Consider the following 19589-nt stretch of genomic DNA (forward strand, 5'->3'; position numbering starts at 1 on the left):
CCCGATAGAATCCGAGTGTGACGCTCGGTATCAGGGACCGAGCGCCCATCGAACGAAGGATTCTCGTGCCCGAAATCTTGCCCGAACCGACTGCATCCGGTACTCCCAAAACCACGGCCCCGGTGCGTGTCGCCATCGTCGACGACCACGAGTCGGTGCGGCTGGGTATCCAGGCGGCCTGCCAGAACGAGGGCTTCGACGTCATCCTCACCGCGGCGGGCGTGCAGGAGTTCGTCGACAACCTCGCGGGCCGCGAGGTCGACGTCGTGGTGCTCGACCTCTCCCTCGGCGACGGCTCGACCGTCACCGAGAACGTCAAGCGCGTGCAGGCCACCGGCTCCGCCGTCCTCGTGCACAGCATCGCCGACCGTGTCGCCTCTGTCCGCGAGGCGCTCGCCGCCGGGGCAGCCGGCGTCATTCCGAAGTCGTCCGCGACGAAGACCGTGATGGCCGCGGTCGCGACCGTCGCTCGCGGTGACGTGCTGAACAACCTCGAGTGGGCCAGCGCGATCGACGCCGACCGCGACTTCGCCAAGGCGCAGCTCGGGCGACGTGAACGCGAGATCCTTCACCTGTACGCATCGGGTCTGCCGCTCAAGCTCGCCGCTCAGCAGCTCGGCATCGGCTACTCGACCGCCCGTGAATACCTCGACCGGATCCGTGTGAAGTACGTCGAGGTCGGGCGCCCCGCGCCGACCAAGGTCGACCTGCTTCGCCGCGCGGTCGAGGACGGCATTCTGCCCGGCCTCGATGCGGATGGCGGAGATGGCCGCTGACGGAGCCTCCTCCGCACCGACCTTCCGGCCGAGGTCAACCCGCAACCCGATCAGCGGTCCGCTGCTCGACAAGATCTTCGCGCGCCTCCTCGCTGCACTCGGCCTCGTCTACGGGGCCCTCGCAATTCCCTATCTGCTCGATCAGCAGTCGAGTATGCAGCCCGCCTGGGCGTGGATCATCTCGGTCGCCCTCCTCGGTGGAATCGTCGCCGTCGGAGTCACCAGTGTCTCGATGCGAGGCCTCGAGACAGCCGCCGCGTTCCTGGCCATCTCGTTTCTCGTCGCGCTGCTGACCTGGCCGCTGGCGGTTGACGACCCGGCTCGGGTGCTCGACGAGTCACCGTGGCTGTATTACCTCATCACGGTCGCGACGGCCGCTGCCGCCATCGCGTTCACCCCCTGGGTTGCGACGGTCTATCTGCTGCTCACTCCGATCGTCTACGGGCTGATCGAGCTCACGCCGTCGGGCGGGGGACTCGAACCGTTCTGGGCAGCCATCGACTCGATCTACTCGATCATTCTCGGCGGCGCCGTGCTCATTCTCATCACGCTTCTGCGGCAGGCCTCCGTCGCGGTCGACCGGGCGCAGAACATGGCCGTCAGCCGCTATTCGGGGGCCATTCGCGAGCACGCGATCGAGCTCGAGCGCGTTCAGGTCGATGCGATCGTCCACGACAGCGTGCTCACGACCTTCATCTCGGCAGCGCGGTCGTTTTCGCCCGAGGAGAAGGCCCTGGCCACCACGATGGCTCGCAACGCCATGTCGCACCTCACGACGGCCGCGAGCGTGACACCCTTCGACGAGTCGTCGACGAGCCTCACCTCGATGCGGGAGCGCCTCGAGGTGCTCGTCTCGAACCTCGGGGCCGAGGTCGAGGTTCGGTCGAAAGCGCTCGACGACCATGCCATTCCGGCGGCGGCGGCCGAGGCCCTGTACTCGGCGGCGGTCCAGGCGGTGGTCAACAGCGTGCAGCACGCGGGCTCGGTCGGCGTCTCTCGGTGGGTCTCCCTGCTCTGGACGGCCGAGCGCGTCTGTGTCGAGGTCGGCGACACCGGGTCGGGCTTCAACCCCGCCGCGGTTCCCGGTGAGCGCCTCGGGGTGCGCGTCTCGATCACCGAGCGTTTGGCGAACGCCGGCGGCTCAGCCGTCATTCAGACCGCCGCGGGCGAGGGAACGATCATTCGCCTCTCCTGGCCCCGCTCCGACGACTCGCAGCAGTCGGCCGCTTCGCCCTCCGCACCCGCACCACTCAGCCCCGAGGAGCCCTCGTGAACGTCAAACTGCCCCGCTGGCTCCCCATCGGCCTCGCTGCCGTCTTCTCCGTCTATCACCTCCTTCTGGCGACGGTCTCGCTCGGCATTCCGAGAAACGCCGCGCCCGTCATCGTCTGCATGGTCCTCTACGCGGTCGCCACGGCGCTCGCGCTCATCCCGGTCAAGAAGCAGGGGCTCACGATGCCCGTGTGGATGGCCAGCGTCTGCCTCGCCGTCGCGGTAATCGTGCCCTTGGTCGTCGCTTCGCAACTCGATCCGAACCACCCGGGTGGCACCGGCTACGCCACCTGGTACGTGGCTGCGGTGGGCACGCTCATGGTGATCGTCTCCACCCGGCGCCGGCACGGTTTCGCCTGGGCGGGAGTGGCTTTCCTCGCGGTTCACACTGTCGTGTGGAGCGGCAACCTGTCTGATCTCGCCGCATTCGGCGTCGTCGGCAGTGTCAGCTGGGTGGGCATCTCGCACGCGCTGCAGGCCACACTCGCTCGTGCGGGCCGCGACACCCGCGAGTTCATCCGCGCCGAGCAGGAGGCCGCCGATTGGCAGGCCGCTCAAGAGGCGCACGTCAACGAGCGGCAGTTCCGCCTCCTGCAGACCGGCCGGACCGCCAGGCCCATGCTCCAGCGCATCGTGGCCACCGGCGGCGACCTGACGCCCGAGGAGCGCCAGGAGTGCCTGAACCTCGAGGGCGCCATCCGCGACGAGATCCGCGGGCGCAGGCTCCTCTCCGATGAGGTCCGGCACGAGGTCATGGCGGCCCGGCGCCGAGGCACGATCGTCAGCCTGCTCGACGAGGGCGGCATCGACGACGTCGAAGACGACGAGCTGGCGCGCGTGCATGCGGAGCTCGCGTCGGCGATCCGAGACGCGGCGGCCGACCGCCTCATCATCCGCACCGTGGCTCCGGGGAGCGAGTACGCGGTCACGGTGGTCGGGCTGAGCTCCGAAGACCTCGAATCGAGCGCTCTCGGCTCCTCGAACGCCGGCGATGACGACGAAGACGATGACGACGAAGACGAAGTGAGCCTGTGGCTGCAGATCCGCCGGTCGTCGGTCGAGGTGGAGCGCGCCGACGCATAGAAGGCCGACACACCGGGAGCGGAAGCGGCCGAGGCCGCAGCGGAAAAGCAGAAGGGCCGGATACCCAGTCCGGCCCTTCCTGTATTCCCGAATTCAGAGCGACAACCCGAATGACGCCCTGACTCGCCCCCGAACGAAAATCGGCCCGCTTACCCTAGTGAGCCGATGTCCGGTGGTGTCTCTCAAAGGAGACACCTTGGCACTAGTAATACTGCGCGCTGCGCCTCCTGAGCAAAAGTCGTCATTTAGGGGGACAGCAGGCGGGCCGTCGACGGGATAAACACACCGACATGCCCCCCATTCGGGGGAATTCGTGACGTCTTACACCCGATACGCGAGCATTTCGGGGGACGGAATAGGCCCGTCGGGGTGAACGCCGGGTCAGGCGCTGTGGCGGTTCCATTGCCCGGCGCCGACGCGGAGCGGCGCCCGCAGGGGCCGCTGGCTCTCGGCCCAGGCACTCGACGCCAGGGGCAGACGCCGGGCCGAGCTCTCGTCGCGCGCGGCGGCCTCGAGAGCCGCCAGCACGGCGGTGACCGCGGCCAGCTCTTCTGCAGAGGGGTTGCCGGATACGACCTGGATCGTAGGATCCTGCGGTCCGTCTGCCAGCGAATCGTTCACAGCGGGATGTTCCCGTGCTTCTTGGTCGGCTGAGAAGCCCGCTTGGTGCGCAGCGCCCGAAGCGCCTTGATCACTGCGGTGCGGGTCGACGACGGCTCGATGATGCCGTCGAGCTCGCCGCGCTCGGCCGCGAGGAACGGCGACGCCACGTTGTACGTGTAGTCGTTCGCGAGCTTCGTGCGCACGGCAGAGACGTCTTCGCCGGCCTCGGTCGCCCGCTTGATCTCGGAGCGGTAGAGGATGTTGACAGCGCCCTGACCGCCCATGACGGCGATCTCGGCGGTGGGCCAGGCGAGGTTGATGTCGGCGCCGAGCTGCTTCGAGCCCATGACGATGTACGCCCCGCCGTAAGCCTTGCGCGTGATGACGGTGACGAGGGGCACTGTCGCCTCGGCGTAGGCGTAGAGGAGCTTGGCGCCGCGGCGGATGATGCCGGTCCACTCCTGGTCGGTGCCCGGCAGGAACCCGGGGGTGTCGACGAGGGTGAGGATCGGGATCGAGAACGCATCGCAGAACCGCACGAAGCGCGCTGCCTTCTCGCCGGCATCGATGTTGAGCGTGCCGGCCATGACGTTCGGCTGATTGGCGATGATGCCGACGGAGCGGCCTTCGACGCGGCCCAGGCCGACGACGATGTTCGGGGCGAACAGCGGCTGGACCTCGAGGAACTCGCCGTCGTCGACGACGTGCTCGATGACCGTGAGGATGTCGTACGGCTGGTTCGCGGAGTCGGGGATCAGGGCGTCGAGTGTGGCGTCGGCATCGGTCGTCTCCATTTCGGGAGCGACCTCGTAGACCGGGGGGTCGGTGAGGTTGTTGTCGGGCAGGAAGCCGAGCAACGTCGCCACGTAGTCGAGCGCGTCGTCTTCGTCGGCGGCGAGGTAGTGCGAGACACCCGAGATCGTGTTGTGCGTGAGGGCGCCGCCGAGCTCTTCGAAGCCAACGTCTTCTCCGGTGACGGTCTTGATCACGTCAGGGCCGGTGACGAACATCTGGCTGGTCTTGTCGACCATGACGACGAAGTCGGTGAGAGCGGGGGAGTACACGGCACCACCCGCGGCCGGGCCCATGATGATCGAGATCTGCGGGATCACGCCGGAGGCGGCCGTGTTGAGCTTGAAGATCTCGCCGTACTTGCCGAGAGCGACCACGCCCTCCTGGATGCGGGCTCCGCCGGAGTCGAGGATGCCGATGATCGGCACGCCGGTCTTGAGGGCGAGCTCCATCACCTTGATGATCTTCTCGCCGGCGACCTCGCCGAGCGAGCCGCCGAAGGTCGTGAAGTCTTGGGAGTAGATCGCCACCTGACGGCCGTTGATCGTGCCGGTACCGGTGACGACCGAGTCGCCGTAAGGCCGCTTCGCATCCATGCCGAATGCCGTGGTGCGGTGCCGCACGAACTCGTCGAGCTCGACGAACGAGCCGGAGTCGAGGAGCCCGTCGATGCGCTCGCGGGCGGTCTTCTTACCGCGGGCGTGCTGCTTCTCGATCGCGGTCTCTTCGGGCGCCGTCACTGCCTCGTGGAAGCGCTTCTTGAGATCGGCGACCTTACCGGCGGTGGTGGCGTGGTTGGTCTGCGGGGTCTCTGGGGTCACGGCGACAACTCTATCTTCCAGTCGCGACCGGGGCTGGAGCGCCGGGCCCGCACACCCGGAGCTCCCGGCGTGCGCCTTCGAGCGCCGGGTGCATGCGCGCCGGAGCGTCCTCTTCCAGGTGGTGCTGAGAGGATTCGCCCTATGAGCGACTCTGAGCAGTTCCCGATCACGAGCGGGCTGGTATCCGAATTCGACTACCGCCAGACGACCGGGTCGACCAACGTCGACCTCGTCGAGGTGGCATCCGAGCGGGGTGACTTCGCAGTCGTCGCGTCGCTCGACCAGACGGCCGGGCGCGGCCGGCTCGATCGTCAGTGGTCGTCGCCCGCCGGCGAGTCGCTCGCCGCGAGCGTGCTGCTGCGCACCCGCACCGCGTCGGGCCATCCCCTTCCGATCGATTCGTGGGGGTGGTACCCGCTGGTCGGTGGGGCCGCCCTGCGGCAGGCGGTCGCCGACCTGCTCCCCGAGGCGCATGTCACCCTGAAATGGCCGAACGACGTGCAGGTGTCGGGGCGCAAGATCTCCGGGATCCTGGCCGACCTCGTCACGGTCGACGGTGTGCCCGACTCGGTCGTGCTCGGCACTGGCATCAACCTGGCCATTCCCACCGACCGCCTGCCGACCCCGACGTCGACGTCGCTCGTCGTGGAGGGGGCGAACGGCAGCGCTCTGCATCTCGCCGACGCGGTGTTCGGCGCCTACCTCATCCACCTCCGGCGTCTCGTCGGGCTGCTCGCCGAAGGAGAGCCGGACGGCATCGAGGCGGTGCGGCAGGAGGTCACCGCGGCCTGCGACACTCTCGGGCGTCCCGTTCGGGTCGAACTGCCCGACGGGATCCTTCTCGAGGGCGTCGCCGAGGGGCTCGACGGGGCAGGCCGCCTCGTCGTCCTCTCGAATGATTCTCACGATCCTCTGACCATCGCCGCCGGAGACGTGACCCACCTGCGGTATGAATGACGCATGACCTCCCCTGACCAGCGCCTGGCCGAGCCGTTCGGCGAGCCCGCGCGTGAAGAGGTCATAGCGAGGCTCCGCCCGCACGCTCGCGTGCTGTTCTGGCCATCGCTCGCTCTCATCGTCGTGTCGGGGCTCGGCGGGTGGTTCAACGGTCGGCTGCCGGAGCGCTGGCAGAACGACGCCGTGCTGATCGCGGCGCTCGCGCTCATCCTGCTTCTGTTCGTCATCCCTCTACTCGCCTGGCTCGGTCGGCACTACACGATCACGACGAGGCGCATCATCATCCGGCGCGGGCTCTTCGTGCGCACCCGCCAAGAGTTGATGCACACCCGCGGCTACGACCTCACGGTTCGCAAGAACAGCGCGCAGAGCCTGTTCGGATCGGGGGATGTGTTGATCAACTCGGGGCTCGACCGGCCCGTCGTGCTCTGGGACGTCCCCACGGCCGACCTCGTGCAGTCGACCCTGCACGATCTAATGGAAGAAAACATCTCGGCGGTGGCGAGGCTGCGGTAGCAAGAGCAGTCGCACGCGCCCGACGGATCGACCCTGTGGAACGGCGACGAGCGTCACGGCTGACTTCCGTTAGGGTCGTGCACGTGAAGATCTCAGTCATCGGTTGCGGTTATCTCGGGGCAGTCCACGCGGCCTGCATGGCCGAGCTCGGTCACGACGTCGTCGGCATCGACGTCGACGAACACAAAGTCGCCGAGCTCCAAGCCGGTCGGGCCCCGTTCTTCGAGCCGGGCCTTCCTGAAGTCCTCGGCCGGGCACTCGCCTCCGGGCGCCTGCGGTTCACCACCGACATGTCGGCCGCGGCCGAGGCGACCGTCCACTTCGTCGCCGTCGGCACGCCTCAGACCAAGGGCAGCTACAACGCCGACCTCACCTACGTCAACGCCGCCGTCGACGGTCTGCTGCCGTTCCTTTCGGCGGGCGACCTGGTGGTCGGCAAATCGACGGTGCCGGTCGGAACGGCCGCTCGTCTCGCAGCGGTAGTCGAGGCTGCAGCCGTCAAGGCTGCGGGTGCTCCTGAGGGCGAAGGATTCCGCGCGACTCTCGCCTGGAACCCCGAGTTCTTGCGCGAAGGCTTCGCCGTGCAAGACACCGTCGCCCCCGACCGCTTCGTCTACGGCGTGCCCGCGGGCGAGGCGGGCGAGAAGGCCACCGCCGTGCTCGACGAGGTCTATGCCACGGCGCTCGCCACCGGCACCCCGCGCATCGTCACCGACTACGCGACGGCCGAGCTGGTCAAGGTGTCGGCGAACGCGTTCCTCGCGACCAAGATCTCGTTCATCAACGCCATGGCCGAGGTGGCCGAGGCCACCGGTGCCGACGTGACACAGCTCGCCGACGCGATCGGCCACGATGCCCGCATCGGCCGCAAGTTCTTGAACGCGGGGCTCGGCTTCGGTGGTGGCTGCCTGCCCAAAGACATCCGGGCCTTCCGCGCGCGCGGAGACGAGCTCGGTCTGCACGACACCCTGTCCTTCCTGGGCGAGGTCGATGCGATCAACCTGCGCCGTCGTGAGCGCGTCGTCACGCTGACCCGCGAGCTCGTCGGCGACCTCGCCGGCGCCAGAATCGGCGTGCTCGGGCTCGCGTTCAAGCCGAACTCCGACGATGTGCGCGACTCGCCGGCCCTCGACGTGGTGAAGAAACTCGTCGACGCCGGCGCCATCGTCACGGCGTACGACCCCGAGGCGAACGACACCGCCCTCCGCAGCCTCCCGACGCTGACGGTCGCCCCGACCGCCGCCGAGGCCATCGCCAGTGTCGACGCAGTGCTCGTGCTGACCGAGTGGACCGAGTTCCGCGAGCTCGATCCGAGCGTCGTCGCCGCCGCCGTGGCCAAGAAGAACGTGGTCGACGGCCGCAACTGCCTCCATCCCGTCGCCTGGCGCGCGGCCGGCTTCGAGGTTCGCGGTCTGGGGCGCCCCTGATGGCGCTCCGCGTCGGAGTGATCGGCGGAGGCCAGCTGGCGCGCATGATGGTGCCACCGGCCGTGCACCTGGGCCTCGAGATCTCGGTTCTCGCCGAGACCGAGGGGTCGAGCGCCCGCCTTGCGGCGACGCAGGTCGGCGACTACCACGACGTCGAGACCGTGCTGGCCTTCGCCCGCGGTGTCGATGCGATCACGTTCGATCACGAGCACGTGCCGCAGACCGTTCTTCGCGCTCTCGTCGATGCCGGCGTCGAGGTCCATCCGTCGCCCGAAGCCCTCTTCGTCGCCCAAGACAAACTCGTCATGCGCGAGCGGCTGAGCGCCCTCGGTCTTCCCGTGCCCGACTGGGCGCGACTCGAGACCGCTGCCGACCTCGATGCCTTCCTCGCTGATCACGGCGGCCGCGTGGTCGTCAAGACGGCTCGCGGCGGCTACGACGGCAAGGGCGTCCGCGTCGTGTCGTCGTCGCACGAGGTCGCCGACTGGTTCGACGGTCTCTCCGACCCCGCGACCGGCGGGGCACTCCTCGCCGAAGAGCTCGTCGATTTCCGCCGTGAGCTCGCGCAGTCGGTGGCGCGGCGCCCGAGCGGCGAGATCGTCGCCTGGCCCGTGGTCGAGTCGATCCAGCGCGACGGCGTCTGCGCCGAGGTGCTCGCGCCAGCACCGCGGTCGACCGGTCGCATCGCCGACATAGCCGAAGACATCGCCCGGAGAGTGGCGACCGAGCTCGGAGTGACAGGCGTTCTCGCTGTCGAATTGTTCGAGACGAACGACGACCGGATCCTGATCAACGAGCTCGCGATGCGCCCGCACAACACCGGCCACTGGTCGATCGACGGGTCGACGACGAGCCAGTTCGAGCAGCACCTCCGAGCGGTGCTCGACCTGCCGCTCGGTGACACCGGCACCCACGCCGACTGGAGCGTCATGGTCAATGTGCTCGGCGGGCCGTCCGACGGCACAATGGCCAACCGCTTGCCAGCGCTGATGGCCGATCAGCCGGGCGCGAAGGTGCACGACTACGGCAAAGAGCCCCGGCCGGGCCGCAAGGTGGGGCACGTCACGACCCTGGGCGACGACCTCGACGATGTGGTGTACCGGGCACGTGCTGCAGCGGAGTTCTTCGCGGGCTGAGGCGTGATTTCGGCTAAACCCTCACGATCGGCGTAAACGCCCCGCCTAGGGCGAGGGTGTGTGCCGGCCGTGCGGGTGTGTGCCGGCGGGGCGGGCCTGTGCCGATCGTGAGAGCCTGCGATCCTGGCTAGGCTCGTAGCGTGACCGACACCAGCTCTGCACCCACCGCCAACTCCGCCGCACCGCTCGTCGCCCTCGTCATGGGCTCCGACTCCGATTGGGCGACGATGAAGTCGGCGGCCGACATCCTGACCGAGTTCGGCATCGCGCACGAGGTCGAGGTCGTCTCCGCTCACCGCACGCCCGACAAGATGATCGCGTTCGGCAAAGCGGCGGCCGGTCGGGGCGTCCGCGTCATCATCGCCGGTGCCGGAGGGGCCGCGCACCTGCCCGGAATGCTCGCGTCGGTGACCACGCTGCCCGTGATCGGCGTGCCCGTCGCACTCGCCAAGCTCGACGGACTCGATTCGCTGCTGTCGATCGTGCAGATGCCCGCCGGTATTCCGGTTGCCACGGTGTCGATCGGTGGGGCAGCGAACGCCGGGCTGCTGGCCGCACGGATTCTCGGGTCGTCCGACCCGGCCGTCTCAGCACGCCTCGCCGACTACGCGAGCAGTCTCGCCGAGCTCGTCGAGGAGAAGAACGCGAAGCTCAAGCTCTCGCTGTAAGCGACAGCGACAGCGACAGCGACAGCGACAGCGACAGCGACCGCACTAGCGACAGCGGTACGCGACAATCCCGCACAGCTTCTACAGGTCGGCGTGCAGCTGCCAGACCTTCTCGGCCGAGTCGCGCCAGCTGAAGGCACGCGCGCGGTCGAGCCCGGCCACTCCGAGCCGGGTGGCCAGCTCGAGGTCGTTGACGACCTGGAACATCGCCTGGGCGAGTCGCTCCGGGTAGCCCGCGGCGTCGTCGCGGGGCACGGTGATGCCGGCCCCCGCCGCGACCTCGACGAGCGCGGGGGCGTCGGAGTGCACCACGGGGGTGCCGAAGCTGAAGGCCTCGATCACCGGCAGCCCGAAGCCCTCGGCGACCGACGGGAACACGAAGACGCTGGCGCGCTGCAAGAGCACCGACAGGGCTTCGTCGGAGACCCGGCCGAGGATCCGCACGCGCCCCTCGGGCAGACCGAGTCGGGCAACCACGTCGTCGATGTGCACGTCGCCCCAGCCCTCGGGGCCGACGATCAGCAGCGGCACATCGGGGGCGTCGGGGTGAGCCATCGCCTGGAGGAGCGGCTCGAGGCCCTTGCGGGGTTCGAGGGTGCCGACGCTGAGCACGTAGCGTTCGGGCAGGTCGAGCTCGTCGGCGATGCGGGCGGCGATCGCCTCGTCGGGGGCATCGAGTTCGGTCGAGACGGCGCCGCCGATCACTCGGATCCGGTCGCCGAAGGGGAAGATCTCGTTGAGCTCGGCGGCGACGGCGTGCGTCGGCACGACGACCGCGTCGGCGAACCGGTAGGCGCGCTTGGTCATCGCTCGATGCCAGCGGACGCCCTGGGCGGTGAGGGTCGACGGGTGGGTCCACGGCACGGTGTCGTGGATCGTTACGGCGGTCTGGGTCGCCGCGTCGAGCGAGCGGTCGTGCTTGTAGAGCGGGGTCATCAGGCTGGTGCCGTGCACCATGCCGCGGCCCGGAAGGCCGATCACGCCGGTCTGCCAGGCGACCGAGAGCTCGCGGCGGCCGAGCACCGAACGGTAGAGGCCGGCCAGCCCGGGAAGCTTGTCTTCGAGGCGGTCGTACGCCTCCTGCGGGTGAGCGGCGACGACGCCCTCGACGTCGCAGCCCCGCGGGGCGACCTGGATCAGCTGGCGCGTGAGCTCTTCGGTGTAGCGGCCGATGCCACCGGGAACCGGGGCGAGGATCTGATCGACCACGACGCGAAGTGTCAGCATGCTTCGATCACTCCTCCGCAGGTACGCGCAGTCGAAGCGCAGTCGGTCGGGAAGACAGTATCAGTGTCCGGGGTCACCGCCTGAGAGACCGCCCGGACGGCGAGGCAGCGGGCCGTCACCGGTTGAGAACGCCCCTCAGGAACCGCGACGCTCGCGGCGACTTGGCGCCGATCCACAGCGCGAGACGTCGTCCGCGCGAGGGCCGGAGCGGGTAGCCGAGGATCCCGGAGGCGAGCCCCGCATCGACGAGCCACGTCCAGCGCAGCCGGAGGTGCGCGGGGTCGATCTCGCGCTCCGCCACCTCGATCACGGCTCGAGCGGCCGCCTCGTTGTCGTCGATCACGATCCACCGGTCGGCGAATCGTTGCGCGATGCGCTCGACCGCTTCGATGCGGTGGTAGTCGACCCGCTGCGACCAGGTGCTGTTCCGGGCCGGGCCGTCATCGATCAGGATCCAGCGGGGCGCGAGTTCATTGAGCCGTACGAGGCGCGCCAGATCGTAGATCGGGCCGAGCGCCAGGGCGACGTCGTACAGCGAGTCGACGCGGCTCTGCGCGGTGATGAGGGCGGATGGCACGAGCTCCCGCGCCTGCGCCAGCACCTCTTTCGGCGTGATGAGCGTCACGACGACCCCGCGCCCGAGGCGGTGTACGAAGTCTTCGATGTCGCGGAGAACGGCGTCGGTGCTCTCTTGCACGAGGTCGATGGCCAACCGGATCACGTCGTCACCGCGGTCGAACGCGTCGGCGAAGGTGTCGACGGGGTCGCGTCCGCGCTGATAGAAGTAGCCGAGCGCGCCGACGTAGAAGGGGTAGCGCTCGATGAGCAGCTTCTCGTGCCCGAACCGCAGGCGCGGTCCGCGGTCGCCCGAAAAGCTCGTCGATCCCGTGTGGAACACGAGGGCACGATTGGCGAGAACCGAGGCGTAACCGCGCTGGTTCACGCGGAGGCAGAAGTCGTTCTCCTCGCCGTAGCCGGGCGCGAAGGCTTCGTCGAAGAGACCGTACCGGTCGATCAGATCGCGGCGGATGAGGAAGCAGAAGCCCATCGCGACCGGAGCGATCGTATAGCGGGGGAGCAGGTCGACGACCGCGGCGTGCACCCGAGCCGAGTGGTCGATCGTGCGGGGCTGGCGCGGCAGCCGTCGTCGGTCGGGGATCGATGCCAGCGTGGCGTTGTTGCTCCGGGCGGTGATCACACCGTTTGAGGGCGAGAGGGCGAGCACCTCGGCCATCTCGTCGAGGAATCCCGCCGTGACGATCGTGTCGCTGTTGAGCAGCAACACGTCGTTTCCGGTGGTGTCGTACTCGAGCACGACGCGGTTGCAGTTGCCGACGAAGCCGAGATTCACCTCGTTGCTGAGGTAGGTCACTTCGGGGTGGCTCTTGATGAGCCGGAGCACCAGCGCTTCGACCTCGTCGTGCCGCGGGCCGCGGTCGTTGCTCAGGATGATGCGGTCGAAATCGAGATCGACGTGATGGAGCACCGACTCGACGCACTGCTGGATCCCCTTGAGGTCGTCGTACAGCGGCACGACGACGGTGACCGGCCTGCGTGTTCCCCCCACGGCGCTCATCGCCCGGTGATCCTTCGAGCGACGACCCGCGGACTCCGAAGGACCCGCCCGATCAGGCCGCTCCGCGTGACCAGACGGTGCTTGACGAGGCCGGCGAAAGCACGGGCCGACGTGCCGCCGATCGACGAGTAGGCGGCGGGGAGCTCGAACCAGTAGCGGGCGATAGCGGGGAGCCGGTAGGCGGGTGCCCCGACGAGCGATTCAAGGCGGTCGATGGCGGCGTCGAGGCCGGTGTCGCCGGATCCTACGTGCTCGATGCTCTGACGCGCCGCCTCACCGTGCGCTCGGATCGACTCCGGCGTCGTGGCGTAGCTCTCGAGGGCGTCGGCGAGACCCGTGGTCGACTCGAGGTCGAACAGCTGGCCGTTGACGCCCGGCTGGATCAGTTCGGCGCTGCCGCCGGTGTTCGAGGCGACGACGGGCTTGCCGAGGGTCAGGTATTCGAGGGTGGTGCGGCCGAACGCCTCGATAGTGGAGGCGGTGAGGCACACGTCCGCCCGGGCCACGAAGGCGAACGGGTTGTCCTGTTCGCCGGCGAAGACGATGCGGTCATCGACACCGAGCGCACGGGCGCGGTCGCGGAGCTCGAGGTCGTAGCCGGGGTGCTTCCACGACCCGACCAAGCAGAGCGACGCCGACACGCCGCGTCGCGCCAGCTCACCGAGAGCGTCGATGGCCCGGAACTGACCCTTGCTCTCTTCGACGCGACCGACGAGAACGAGGCGGAGACCCGGATCCTTCTGGGGGAACGGCTCCACCGCCGGCGTCTCGCCCGCGAGAGCGGCGAGCTTCTCGGCGTCGACGCTCGGATAGACGACGGAGAGAAGCGCAGGATCCATGTGGCCGGCCAGGTGCGCCTCGACGGCTCGCGAGTTCGTGAACACCGCCTCCGACAGCAGCCCGATGTCGCTGAGAGTGGCGTCGCGCCCCTCCTGAAACTGCAGACCGTGGTCGAGATCGCCGTACTCGCGCACGAACCAGGCGTGGGGGATGCCGAGGGTCTTCGCCGCGAAGGCGGCCCAGGGCGCGACGATCGTGTTCGTGACGACGAGGTCGGGCTTGGCCTTCTCCATCTCGCGGATCATCGCGGTGACGGCTGCGTAGTCGGCGGTCGCGAACGATGCGACCTCGGCAGCGGGCGCCGGCTGATCGCTCGGCAGAGCCCAGCCGCGGAACCGGTAGGCGGTGAAGGGGAGGTTCTTGGCTCGCAGAGCCTTGATGAACTGGCCCTCGGGCGCCTTCGTCAGAAAGTGCGGTTCGAGATCGGGGCGACGTGACTGCCAGTGCTCGACGAGGTGGAGGAGCGAGCGTTCGGCCCCGCCCAGGTTCACAGGCGCAGTGCTGTGATTGCTGAAGAAGACTCGCACTGCGTCAGGCTACTCGGTGTCTGTGCTTTATCATGAATCGGTAAGGACACAATGGCCCCCAGGTGAACTCGAAACCGCCAGGGGGTGAGATCCAAGGCTCGGCCGGATGTCGCGACGTCAAAGTCGCTACGGGGGGCAGTCTTGACAAGCTTCGACCTCAACGGGGTCGGCATCCGGAGCCACTAAGACCTATGACCTATTTGAACGACCTCATCTCGTCGCGCGAACTTCTCGTCAACCTGACGGCGCGTGAGGTAAAGGGTAAATATCGGCGCACTGTCTTCGGGCAGCTGTGGTCGTTGATCAACCCCCTGGCGACGATGGTGATCTACACGATCGTCTACTCCTTCATCTTCAAAGCCCGAATCGAAGTCGGTAACCCGAGCGGCCTCAACGTCTACCCGTTGTGGCTCATGTGCGGTCTCCTGCCCTGGATGTTCTTCCGCCACGTTCTCAACGCGGGGATGACGTCGATCGTCTCGAACGGCTCGCTGATCAAGAAGGTCTACTTCCCCCGGATGAACCTGCCGCTCGCCGCGGTCGGCTCGTTCGGCTTCACGTTCCTCATCGAGATGGGCGTGCTCCTCATCGCGCTCGCGGCGTTCGGTTCGTTCATCTGGCCCTGGTTGCCGCTCGTGGCCGTCTCGATCGTGCTTCTCGCGATGTTCGCCACCGGTCTCGGCCTCATGCTGGCTATCGTCAACGTTCACTTCCGCGACATGCAGCACCTCGTCAGCATCGCGCTGCAGATGTGGATGTATCTGACGCCCATCATCTATCCGCTGACCCTGGTCGAAGAGGCCGCCCAGAAGGTCAACAAGCCGTGGATTCTCGACCTCTACAAGGTCAACCCCATGGAGCGGTTCACCACGGTGTTCCGCAACTTCCTGTACGACAACACCTGGCCTGACTGGACAGACATGCTCTATATCGTTGTGGCCGCGTTCGCGTCGCTCGCTCTTGGTTACTTCATCTTCTCGCGCAACGAGAAGCGTCTGGCGGAACTGCTGTGAGCGACGCTGCTGTCACCGTCGAGCATGTGTCGAAGAAGTTCCGGATGTACCAGGAGCGCAACGACTCGCTGAAGAGCGCGGTGATGAACCGGAAGAAGTCGGTGCACGAAGACTTCTGGGCGCTCAAAGACGTCTCGTTCGAGGTGCCCCACGGTCAGACCTTCGGCCTCATCGGCAAGAACGGGTCGGGCAAGTCGACCCTCCTCAAGTGCCTCGCCAAGATCCTCTGGCCCGAGTCGGGCGAGATCACCGCCCGCGGCAAGCAGGCGTCGCTGCTCGAAGTCGGCTCGGGATTCCACCCCGAGCTCACGGGCCGCGAGAACGTCTTCTTGAACGGCTCAATCCTCGGCATGTCGCGCAAAGAGGTCACGCGCAAGTTCGACGACATCGTCTCGTTCTCGGGCGTCGGGCACTTCATCGACCAGCCCGTCAAGAACTATTCGTCGGGCATGTATGTGCGCCTGGGCTTCTCCGTCGCCATCGCCGTGACACCCGACATCCTCGTCGTCGACGAGGTCCTGTCGGTCGGAGACGCGACGTTCCAGAAGCGCTGCCGAGACAAGTTCGCCGAGATGAAGGCCGATGGCCGCACGGTCATCCTCGTGTCGCACTCGATGGGCACCGTTCGCGACATGTGCGATCAGGTGGCGTGGCTCGACCGCGGAGAACTCCAGGTCGTAGGGCCCGCCAAGCGCGTCATCGACGCCTACACCTCGACCGTTTGACCCGGGGAGGGCTTCGTGCTCGCTCCCGGACGCTAAGGAGATTCGTGTGACCGAGTCGAAGAATTCCGGAGAGCCGACGCTCGCCCTGGTCGTTGCTTTCGGGGGACCGGACGAAGACGTCTCTGCGTTCCTGGCCTCTCTCGTCGACTCGGATGTGGCGGCCGGCGAGACCGAGCTCGTCTTCGTCGGAACCACGTCGGCCGACTCCACCTGGCCGATCGTCGAGGAGTGGGCTCGCACGCGACGCACACCGGTCGGGCTCTATCGCGTCGACTCCGAGTCGGCCAGCGAGGCTCGCAACCTCGGCCTGGAGCGAACGACGGCAACGTGGGTCTCGTTCCCGTCTCCCCGCGACGTGCTGGGCGAGGGCTACCTGGCTGCCGTCCACAAATTCGTCACCGTTCACGACGACCCATCGCTCGGCTTGGTCACGGCGCACGTGCTGGAGAACGTCGACGGCACGGTCGTCGACAGCCACCCGTCCCGCGCTCGCTACGAGCGAGGCTCGCGAGTAGCCGACCTGCGGTGGGAGCCGGTGGTGAACATGTCGGTCACGGCCGCGTTCTTCCGCCGAGCCGCGCTGGTCAGTGGCGGCAACGCGTTCGACACGCGCGTGGGCGACTCGTTCGTCGAAGCCGAGTTCGCCGCCCGGTTCCTGGCAACCCACGGCTTCCGTCGAGTCGGGCTCATGGCCTCGGCCAAGTACATCGCCCGGCAGTTCACCGACGCGTCACCGCTGATCCAGAATCGCTATGCCGAGCCCAGGGCGTACACGGACACGCTGCGGTACGGGCATCTGGCACTCCTCACCGATTTCGACGACGTGACCGAGCGGTGGCTCGAAAACGTCGTGCTTCACGATCTCGCGGGCTACTTTCGGCGAGAGCGCTTCATCCGGTCGCCCACGGCGCAGGCGTCGCCCGCCGATTTCGACGAGTTCCATGCACTCGCCGGGGAGATCCTGCATCGCCTCGGCGACGACGCCATCCGCTCCTACTCGCTGGAGCGCCTCGACGTCAGCGTTCGCCAGGCTCTCCGTAGCGGGTATGCCGACGAACCGCTGAAGCCAGACGTGGCTGTCCTGGGCCGTGTCGACGAGATCCTCCAGCTGGTCGAGCTCTCGTGGTGGTTCACGGGTGAGATGCCGGCCGAGGCGTTCCTCGTGGATGGCGAGCAGGCACAACCGGTCTTCGAGACGATTCAAGACTTCGAGTTCTTCGGCCGCACGCTCGTCCGATCTCGACGCGTCTGGCTTCCGCGAGGCCAAGCCACTCGCGTGTTCCTCGATGGCAGGCCCGTCCCCGTCGGACGCAGTCGAAACCTCGTGCCGGGTGAGATCCTCACCAGCGCCAGCATCGAGCCCCAGATCCTCGCTCAGCGGCGTCGCCTGGTCGACCCTCTCGCCATCTCGGAACGCGCGGCGCCCCACCTTAAGCGGGTCGTCAAAGAGCGAGTCAGCGGCGCACGGGACTGGGTCACCTCGCGTCAGCCGAAGGCCGCGGCCGTCTCGCTCGCGATCCGCTCCCGACGTTCTCGAGAGCGATTCGCGCACGCCTGGGTTTTCATGGACCGAGACACGGATGCGAACGACAACGGCGAACACATGTACCGCCACGTGTGGAAGAACCACCCCGAGGTCAACTCGTGGTTCGTCCTCAGGCGTGACTCCAAAGACTGGGCACGGCTCGAGGCCGAGGGATTCCGGCTGGTGGACTACGGATCGTTCGAGTGGCGTCTGCTCATCCTGCAGGCCGACCATCTCGCGTCCTCGCACATCGCCGACTACGTCGTAAAGCCGTTACCGCAGTCGGTCTTCGGTGCCCCCCGCTTCTACTTCACCTTTCTCCAGCACGGCGTCATCAACTACGACCTCTCTCGCTGGCTGAACTCCAAGAGGCCCGACCTGTTCGTGGTGTCGACCCCGCAGGAGAAGGCGGCCATCGGGGGCCATGGCCCGTACTTCTTCACCCAGAAAGAGGTGGTCCTCACCGGACTGCCTCGCTTCGACTCGCTTCTGCGGAAGCGCGCCTCGCTGTCGGACGACGAGAGGGATCTCATCGTCATCATGCCGACGTGGCGGCAGTATCTCGTCGGCCCGCCCATCCCCGGTTCAGGCCGCTGGGCGCGCAACCCCGACTTTGCCGCGAGCACCTTCGCGAAGAAGTACACCGAGCTGCTGACGTCGAAAAGGATCCGCGACCTCGCCGCTCGCACCGGCAAGAAGATCGCTTTCATGCCGCATCCGCTCCTCGGCGAATATCTCGACGAGTTCGTGCTTCCGAGCGACGTCGTCGTGCTCGACTTCGCCGTCGACGGAGTTCAGGATGTTCTCGCGCGGGCGGCGGCGTTCGTCACCGACTACTCATCCCTCGGCTTCGAGGCGGGTCTTCTCGACATCCCCCTGGTCTACTTCCACTTCGACTTCTCGCAGTTCTTCAGCGGGTCGCACAGTGGGCGCCAGGGCTACTTCAACTACGAGCGAGACGGCTTCGGCGCCGTCGTCGAGACGGTCGATGGCATGTATTCGGCGCTCTCTGGCATCGCCGACCGGCAGTACCGATCGGAAGACACCTACGTCGCGCGCACTGCTGCGACCTTCCCCGTGCGCGACGGGCAGTCCGCGGAGCGCGTCCTCGGAGCGATGAAGGCTCTCGAGGGAAGCCCGCGCATCGTCGAGCCCACTGTGTGAGAAGACGATCTGGCCGGCGCCGGTCGAGCGACGTGACTCCGTCGCATCGACCGGCAGCCGGCGGATGATTCGAGCCTGACTACTGGGCCAGGGTCGCCGAGGGCTTGTGCTCGGGCTCGGCGGCGCCTGTCTTGTCTTCGAGCACGATCCGGTCGAGATCGGCCATGAAGTCGGTGAAGAACGGCCGTCCGAAGTGCCACGGAGTTCGGCCGTAGGGGTGCTCCGCGTCGCCGTAGTACGACTTATCTCTGTTGTCGATCGTCAGAGGCGCGAATTTCTCCTGGATGTAGCTGTAAAGCTCGTCGTACTTGCCGTTCTCCTGGAGTAGGCGGCGGTACACGTTGTCACGAGACGTGTCACCGTGCGACTTGATGAAGTTGAGGTCGACGCCGCCCTCGCGGTAGTACGAGGTGTAGTGGAACGCATGCATGACAATACGCGTGTGCGGAAGATGCTCCTTCGTCCAGGCGAAGAAGGCGTCGAGTGCATCCTTCATGATCTGCATGTACGCCTCGGTGTCACCCATCATGTGCAGGGTCGTGAAACCCTTACCGGCCGTGTAGTAATCCGTCTTGCGGAAGCCGTTCGAATTGTTGGTGATGTACGAGTCGAGAAGCTGCGCGATTCCGTAGCGAACGTCGGCGTAGAGATCGAAGACGAGGTAGTCGGGCTTCAGAGCCTCGATTTCAGCCCGGTCCGTCTTTTCGAGGTCACGAGTCATCGTGCTCGTGTTGTTCTCGTTCATTCTCGCGCTCGGCACAATAGCCCGTGCCATTGCGGGGACGACGGGAGCGGACATGAAGCTGACGAGACTGGTCTGCCACGAGAGGGCTCCCACCTCGTAGGAGTCCTTGTATTCCGGGTTGTTGCGGGTGATGAAAGCTTCGCGCGTTACGCACGAGCCGATTATTGCGAGTGTGGTCTTGGTCACTTCGGGCCTT

At 67.2% G+C, this 19589-nt stretch carries 17 protein-coding genes; 11 read left to right on the forward strand and 6 right to left on the reverse strand.

The window, feature by feature from the left end; genetic code table 11:
* The first annotated feature begins 74 nt into the window (after positions 1-74).
* The 3 genes from VH571_RS14655 to VH571_RS14665 are packed head-to-tail and all read left to right on the forward strand — an operon-like array spanning position 75 to position 3131.
* Positions 75-776: a response regulator transcription factor gene (locus VH571_RS14655; RefSeq protein WP_055962098.1), complete on the forward strand. Its 702-nt coding sequence runs from the start codon at positions 75-77 to the stop codon at positions 774-776.
* Positions 766-2049 (forward strand): sensor histidine kinase, encoded by a 1284-nt coding sequence (locus VH571_RS14660; RefSeq protein WP_423265153.1) that lies wholly within the window; start codon positions 766-768, stop codon positions 2047-2049. Before VH571_RS14655 ends, VH571_RS14660 begins: the two co-directional genes overlap by 11 nt.
* A complete protein-coding gene (locus VH571_RS14665) occupies positions 2046-3131 on the forward strand; it encodes a hypothetical protein (RefSeq protein ID WP_423265154.1) in 1086 nt (361 codons plus the stop codon). Before VH571_RS14660 ends, VH571_RS14665 begins: the two co-directional genes overlap by 4 nt.
* A 381-nt stretch (positions 3132-3512) precedes the next feature.
* On the opposite strand, the gene VH571_RS14670 is transcribed toward VH571_RS14665, so the two are convergent.
* Positions 3513-3752, reverse strand: a complete 240-nt coding sequence (locus tag VH571_RS14670) for an acyl-CoA carboxylase epsilon subunit (protein WP_423265155.1) — start codon at positions 3750-3752, stop codon at positions 3513-3515.
* Positions 3749-5347: an acyl-CoA carboxylase subunit beta gene (locus VH571_RS14675; RefSeq protein WP_423265156.1), complete on the reverse strand. Its 1599-nt coding sequence runs from the start codon at positions 5345-5347 to the stop codon at positions 3749-3751. Before VH571_RS14675 ends, VH571_RS14670 begins: the two co-directional genes overlap by 4 nt.
* Positions 5348-5488: 141 nt before the next feature.
* Between VH571_RS14675 and VH571_RS14680 the strand changes: the two genes are divergently transcribed.
* From VH571_RS14680 to purE, 5 genes are all read left to right on the forward strand, one after another.
* A complete protein-coding gene (locus VH571_RS14680; protein ID WP_423265157.1) occupies positions 5489-6304 on the forward strand; it encodes a biotin--[acetyl-CoA-carboxylase] ligase in 816 nt (271 codons plus the stop codon).
* A 3-nt stretch (positions 6305-6307) separates the two neighbouring features.
* Positions 6308-6820: a PH domain-containing protein gene (locus VH571_RS14685; RefSeq protein WP_423265158.1), complete on the forward strand. Its 513-nt coding sequence runs from the start codon at positions 6308-6310 to the stop codon at positions 6818-6820.
* A gap of 83 nt (positions 6821-6903) precedes the next feature.
* Positions 6904-8247, forward strand: coding sequence for a UDP-glucose dehydrogenase family protein (locus VH571_RS14690; RefSeq protein ID WP_423265159.1), 1344 nt, complete (start codon positions 6904-6906; stop codon positions 8245-8247).
* Positions 8247-9383, forward strand: a complete 1137-nt coding sequence (locus tag VH571_RS14695; RefSeq protein WP_423265160.1) for a 5-(carboxyamino)imidazole ribonucleotide synthase — start codon at positions 8247-8249, stop codon at positions 9381-9383. The genes VH571_RS14690 and VH571_RS14695 overlap by 1 nt, the downstream gene beginning before the upstream one ends.
* A 200-nt stretch (positions 9384-9583) precedes the next feature.
* Positions 9584-10051, forward strand: coding sequence for a 5-(carboxyamino)imidazole ribonucleotide mutase (gene purE / locus VH571_RS14700; protein ID WP_055962092.1), 468 nt, complete (start codon positions 9584-9586; stop codon positions 10049-10051).
* Positions 10052-10132: 81 nt separating this feature from the next.
* Here the strand turns inward: purE and VH571_RS14705 are convergent, their stop codons facing one another.
* The 3 genes from VH571_RS14705 to VH571_RS14715 form a co-directional block, all read right to left on the reverse strand.
* Complete coding sequence (locus tag VH571_RS14705) at positions 10133-11278, reverse strand: glycosyltransferase family 4 protein (RefSeq protein ID WP_423265161.1); 1146 nt, start codon at positions 11276-11278, stop codon at positions 10133-10135.
* Between the two features lie 115 nt (positions 11279-11393).
* A complete protein-coding gene (locus VH571_RS14710; protein ID WP_423265162.1) occupies positions 11394-12854 on the reverse strand; it encodes a glycosyltransferase family 2 protein in 1461 nt (486 codons plus the stop codon).
* The gene (locus VH571_RS14715) at positions 12851-14221 is read right to left on the reverse strand and encodes a glycosyltransferase (protein WP_423265163.1); all 1371 of its coding nucleotides are present in this window, start codon (positions 14219-14221) and stop codon (positions 12851-12853) included. Before VH571_RS14715 ends, VH571_RS14710 begins: the two co-directional genes overlap by 4 nt.
* Positions 14222-14412: 191 nt before the next feature.
* Between VH571_RS14715 and VH571_RS14720 the strand changes: the two genes are divergently transcribed.
* Genes VH571_RS14720 through VH571_RS14730 form a run of 3 tightly spaced genes read left to right on the forward strand, consistent with a single transcriptional unit; the run spans position 14413 to position 18648 of the window.
* Entirely contained in the window at positions 14413-15234 is an 822-nt protein-coding gene (locus tag VH571_RS14720; RefSeq protein WP_123942066.1) for an ABC transporter permease, read from the forward strand.
* On the forward strand, positions 15231-15959 hold the full coding sequence (locus tag VH571_RS14725; protein WP_194603219.1) for an ABC transporter ATP-binding protein: 729 nt from the start codon (positions 15231-15233) through the stop codon (positions 15957-15959). The genes VH571_RS14720 and VH571_RS14725 overlap by 4 nt, the downstream gene beginning before the upstream one ends.
* Positions 15960-16005: 46 nt before the next feature.
* Positions 16006-18648, forward strand: a complete 2643-nt coding sequence (locus VH571_RS14730; RefSeq protein WP_423265164.1) for a CDP-glycerol glycerophosphotransferase family protein — start codon at positions 16006-16008, stop codon at positions 18646-18648.
* 79 nt (positions 18649-18727) lie between these two features.
* Here VH571_RS14730 and VH571_RS14735 read toward each other — a convergent pair whose 3' ends face one another.
* Complete coding sequence (locus VH571_RS14735; protein ID WP_423265165.1) at positions 18728-19579, reverse strand: DUF6270 domain-containing protein; 852 nt, start codon at positions 19577-19579, stop codon at positions 18728-18730.
* Between the last annotated feature and the right edge of the window lie 10 nt (positions 19580-19589).

The organism is Frondihabitans sp. 4ASC-45, assembly GCF_049472575.1.
Taxonomy (GTDB): domain Bacteria; phylum Actinomycetota; class Actinomycetes; order Actinomycetales; family Microbacteriaceae; genus Frondihabitans.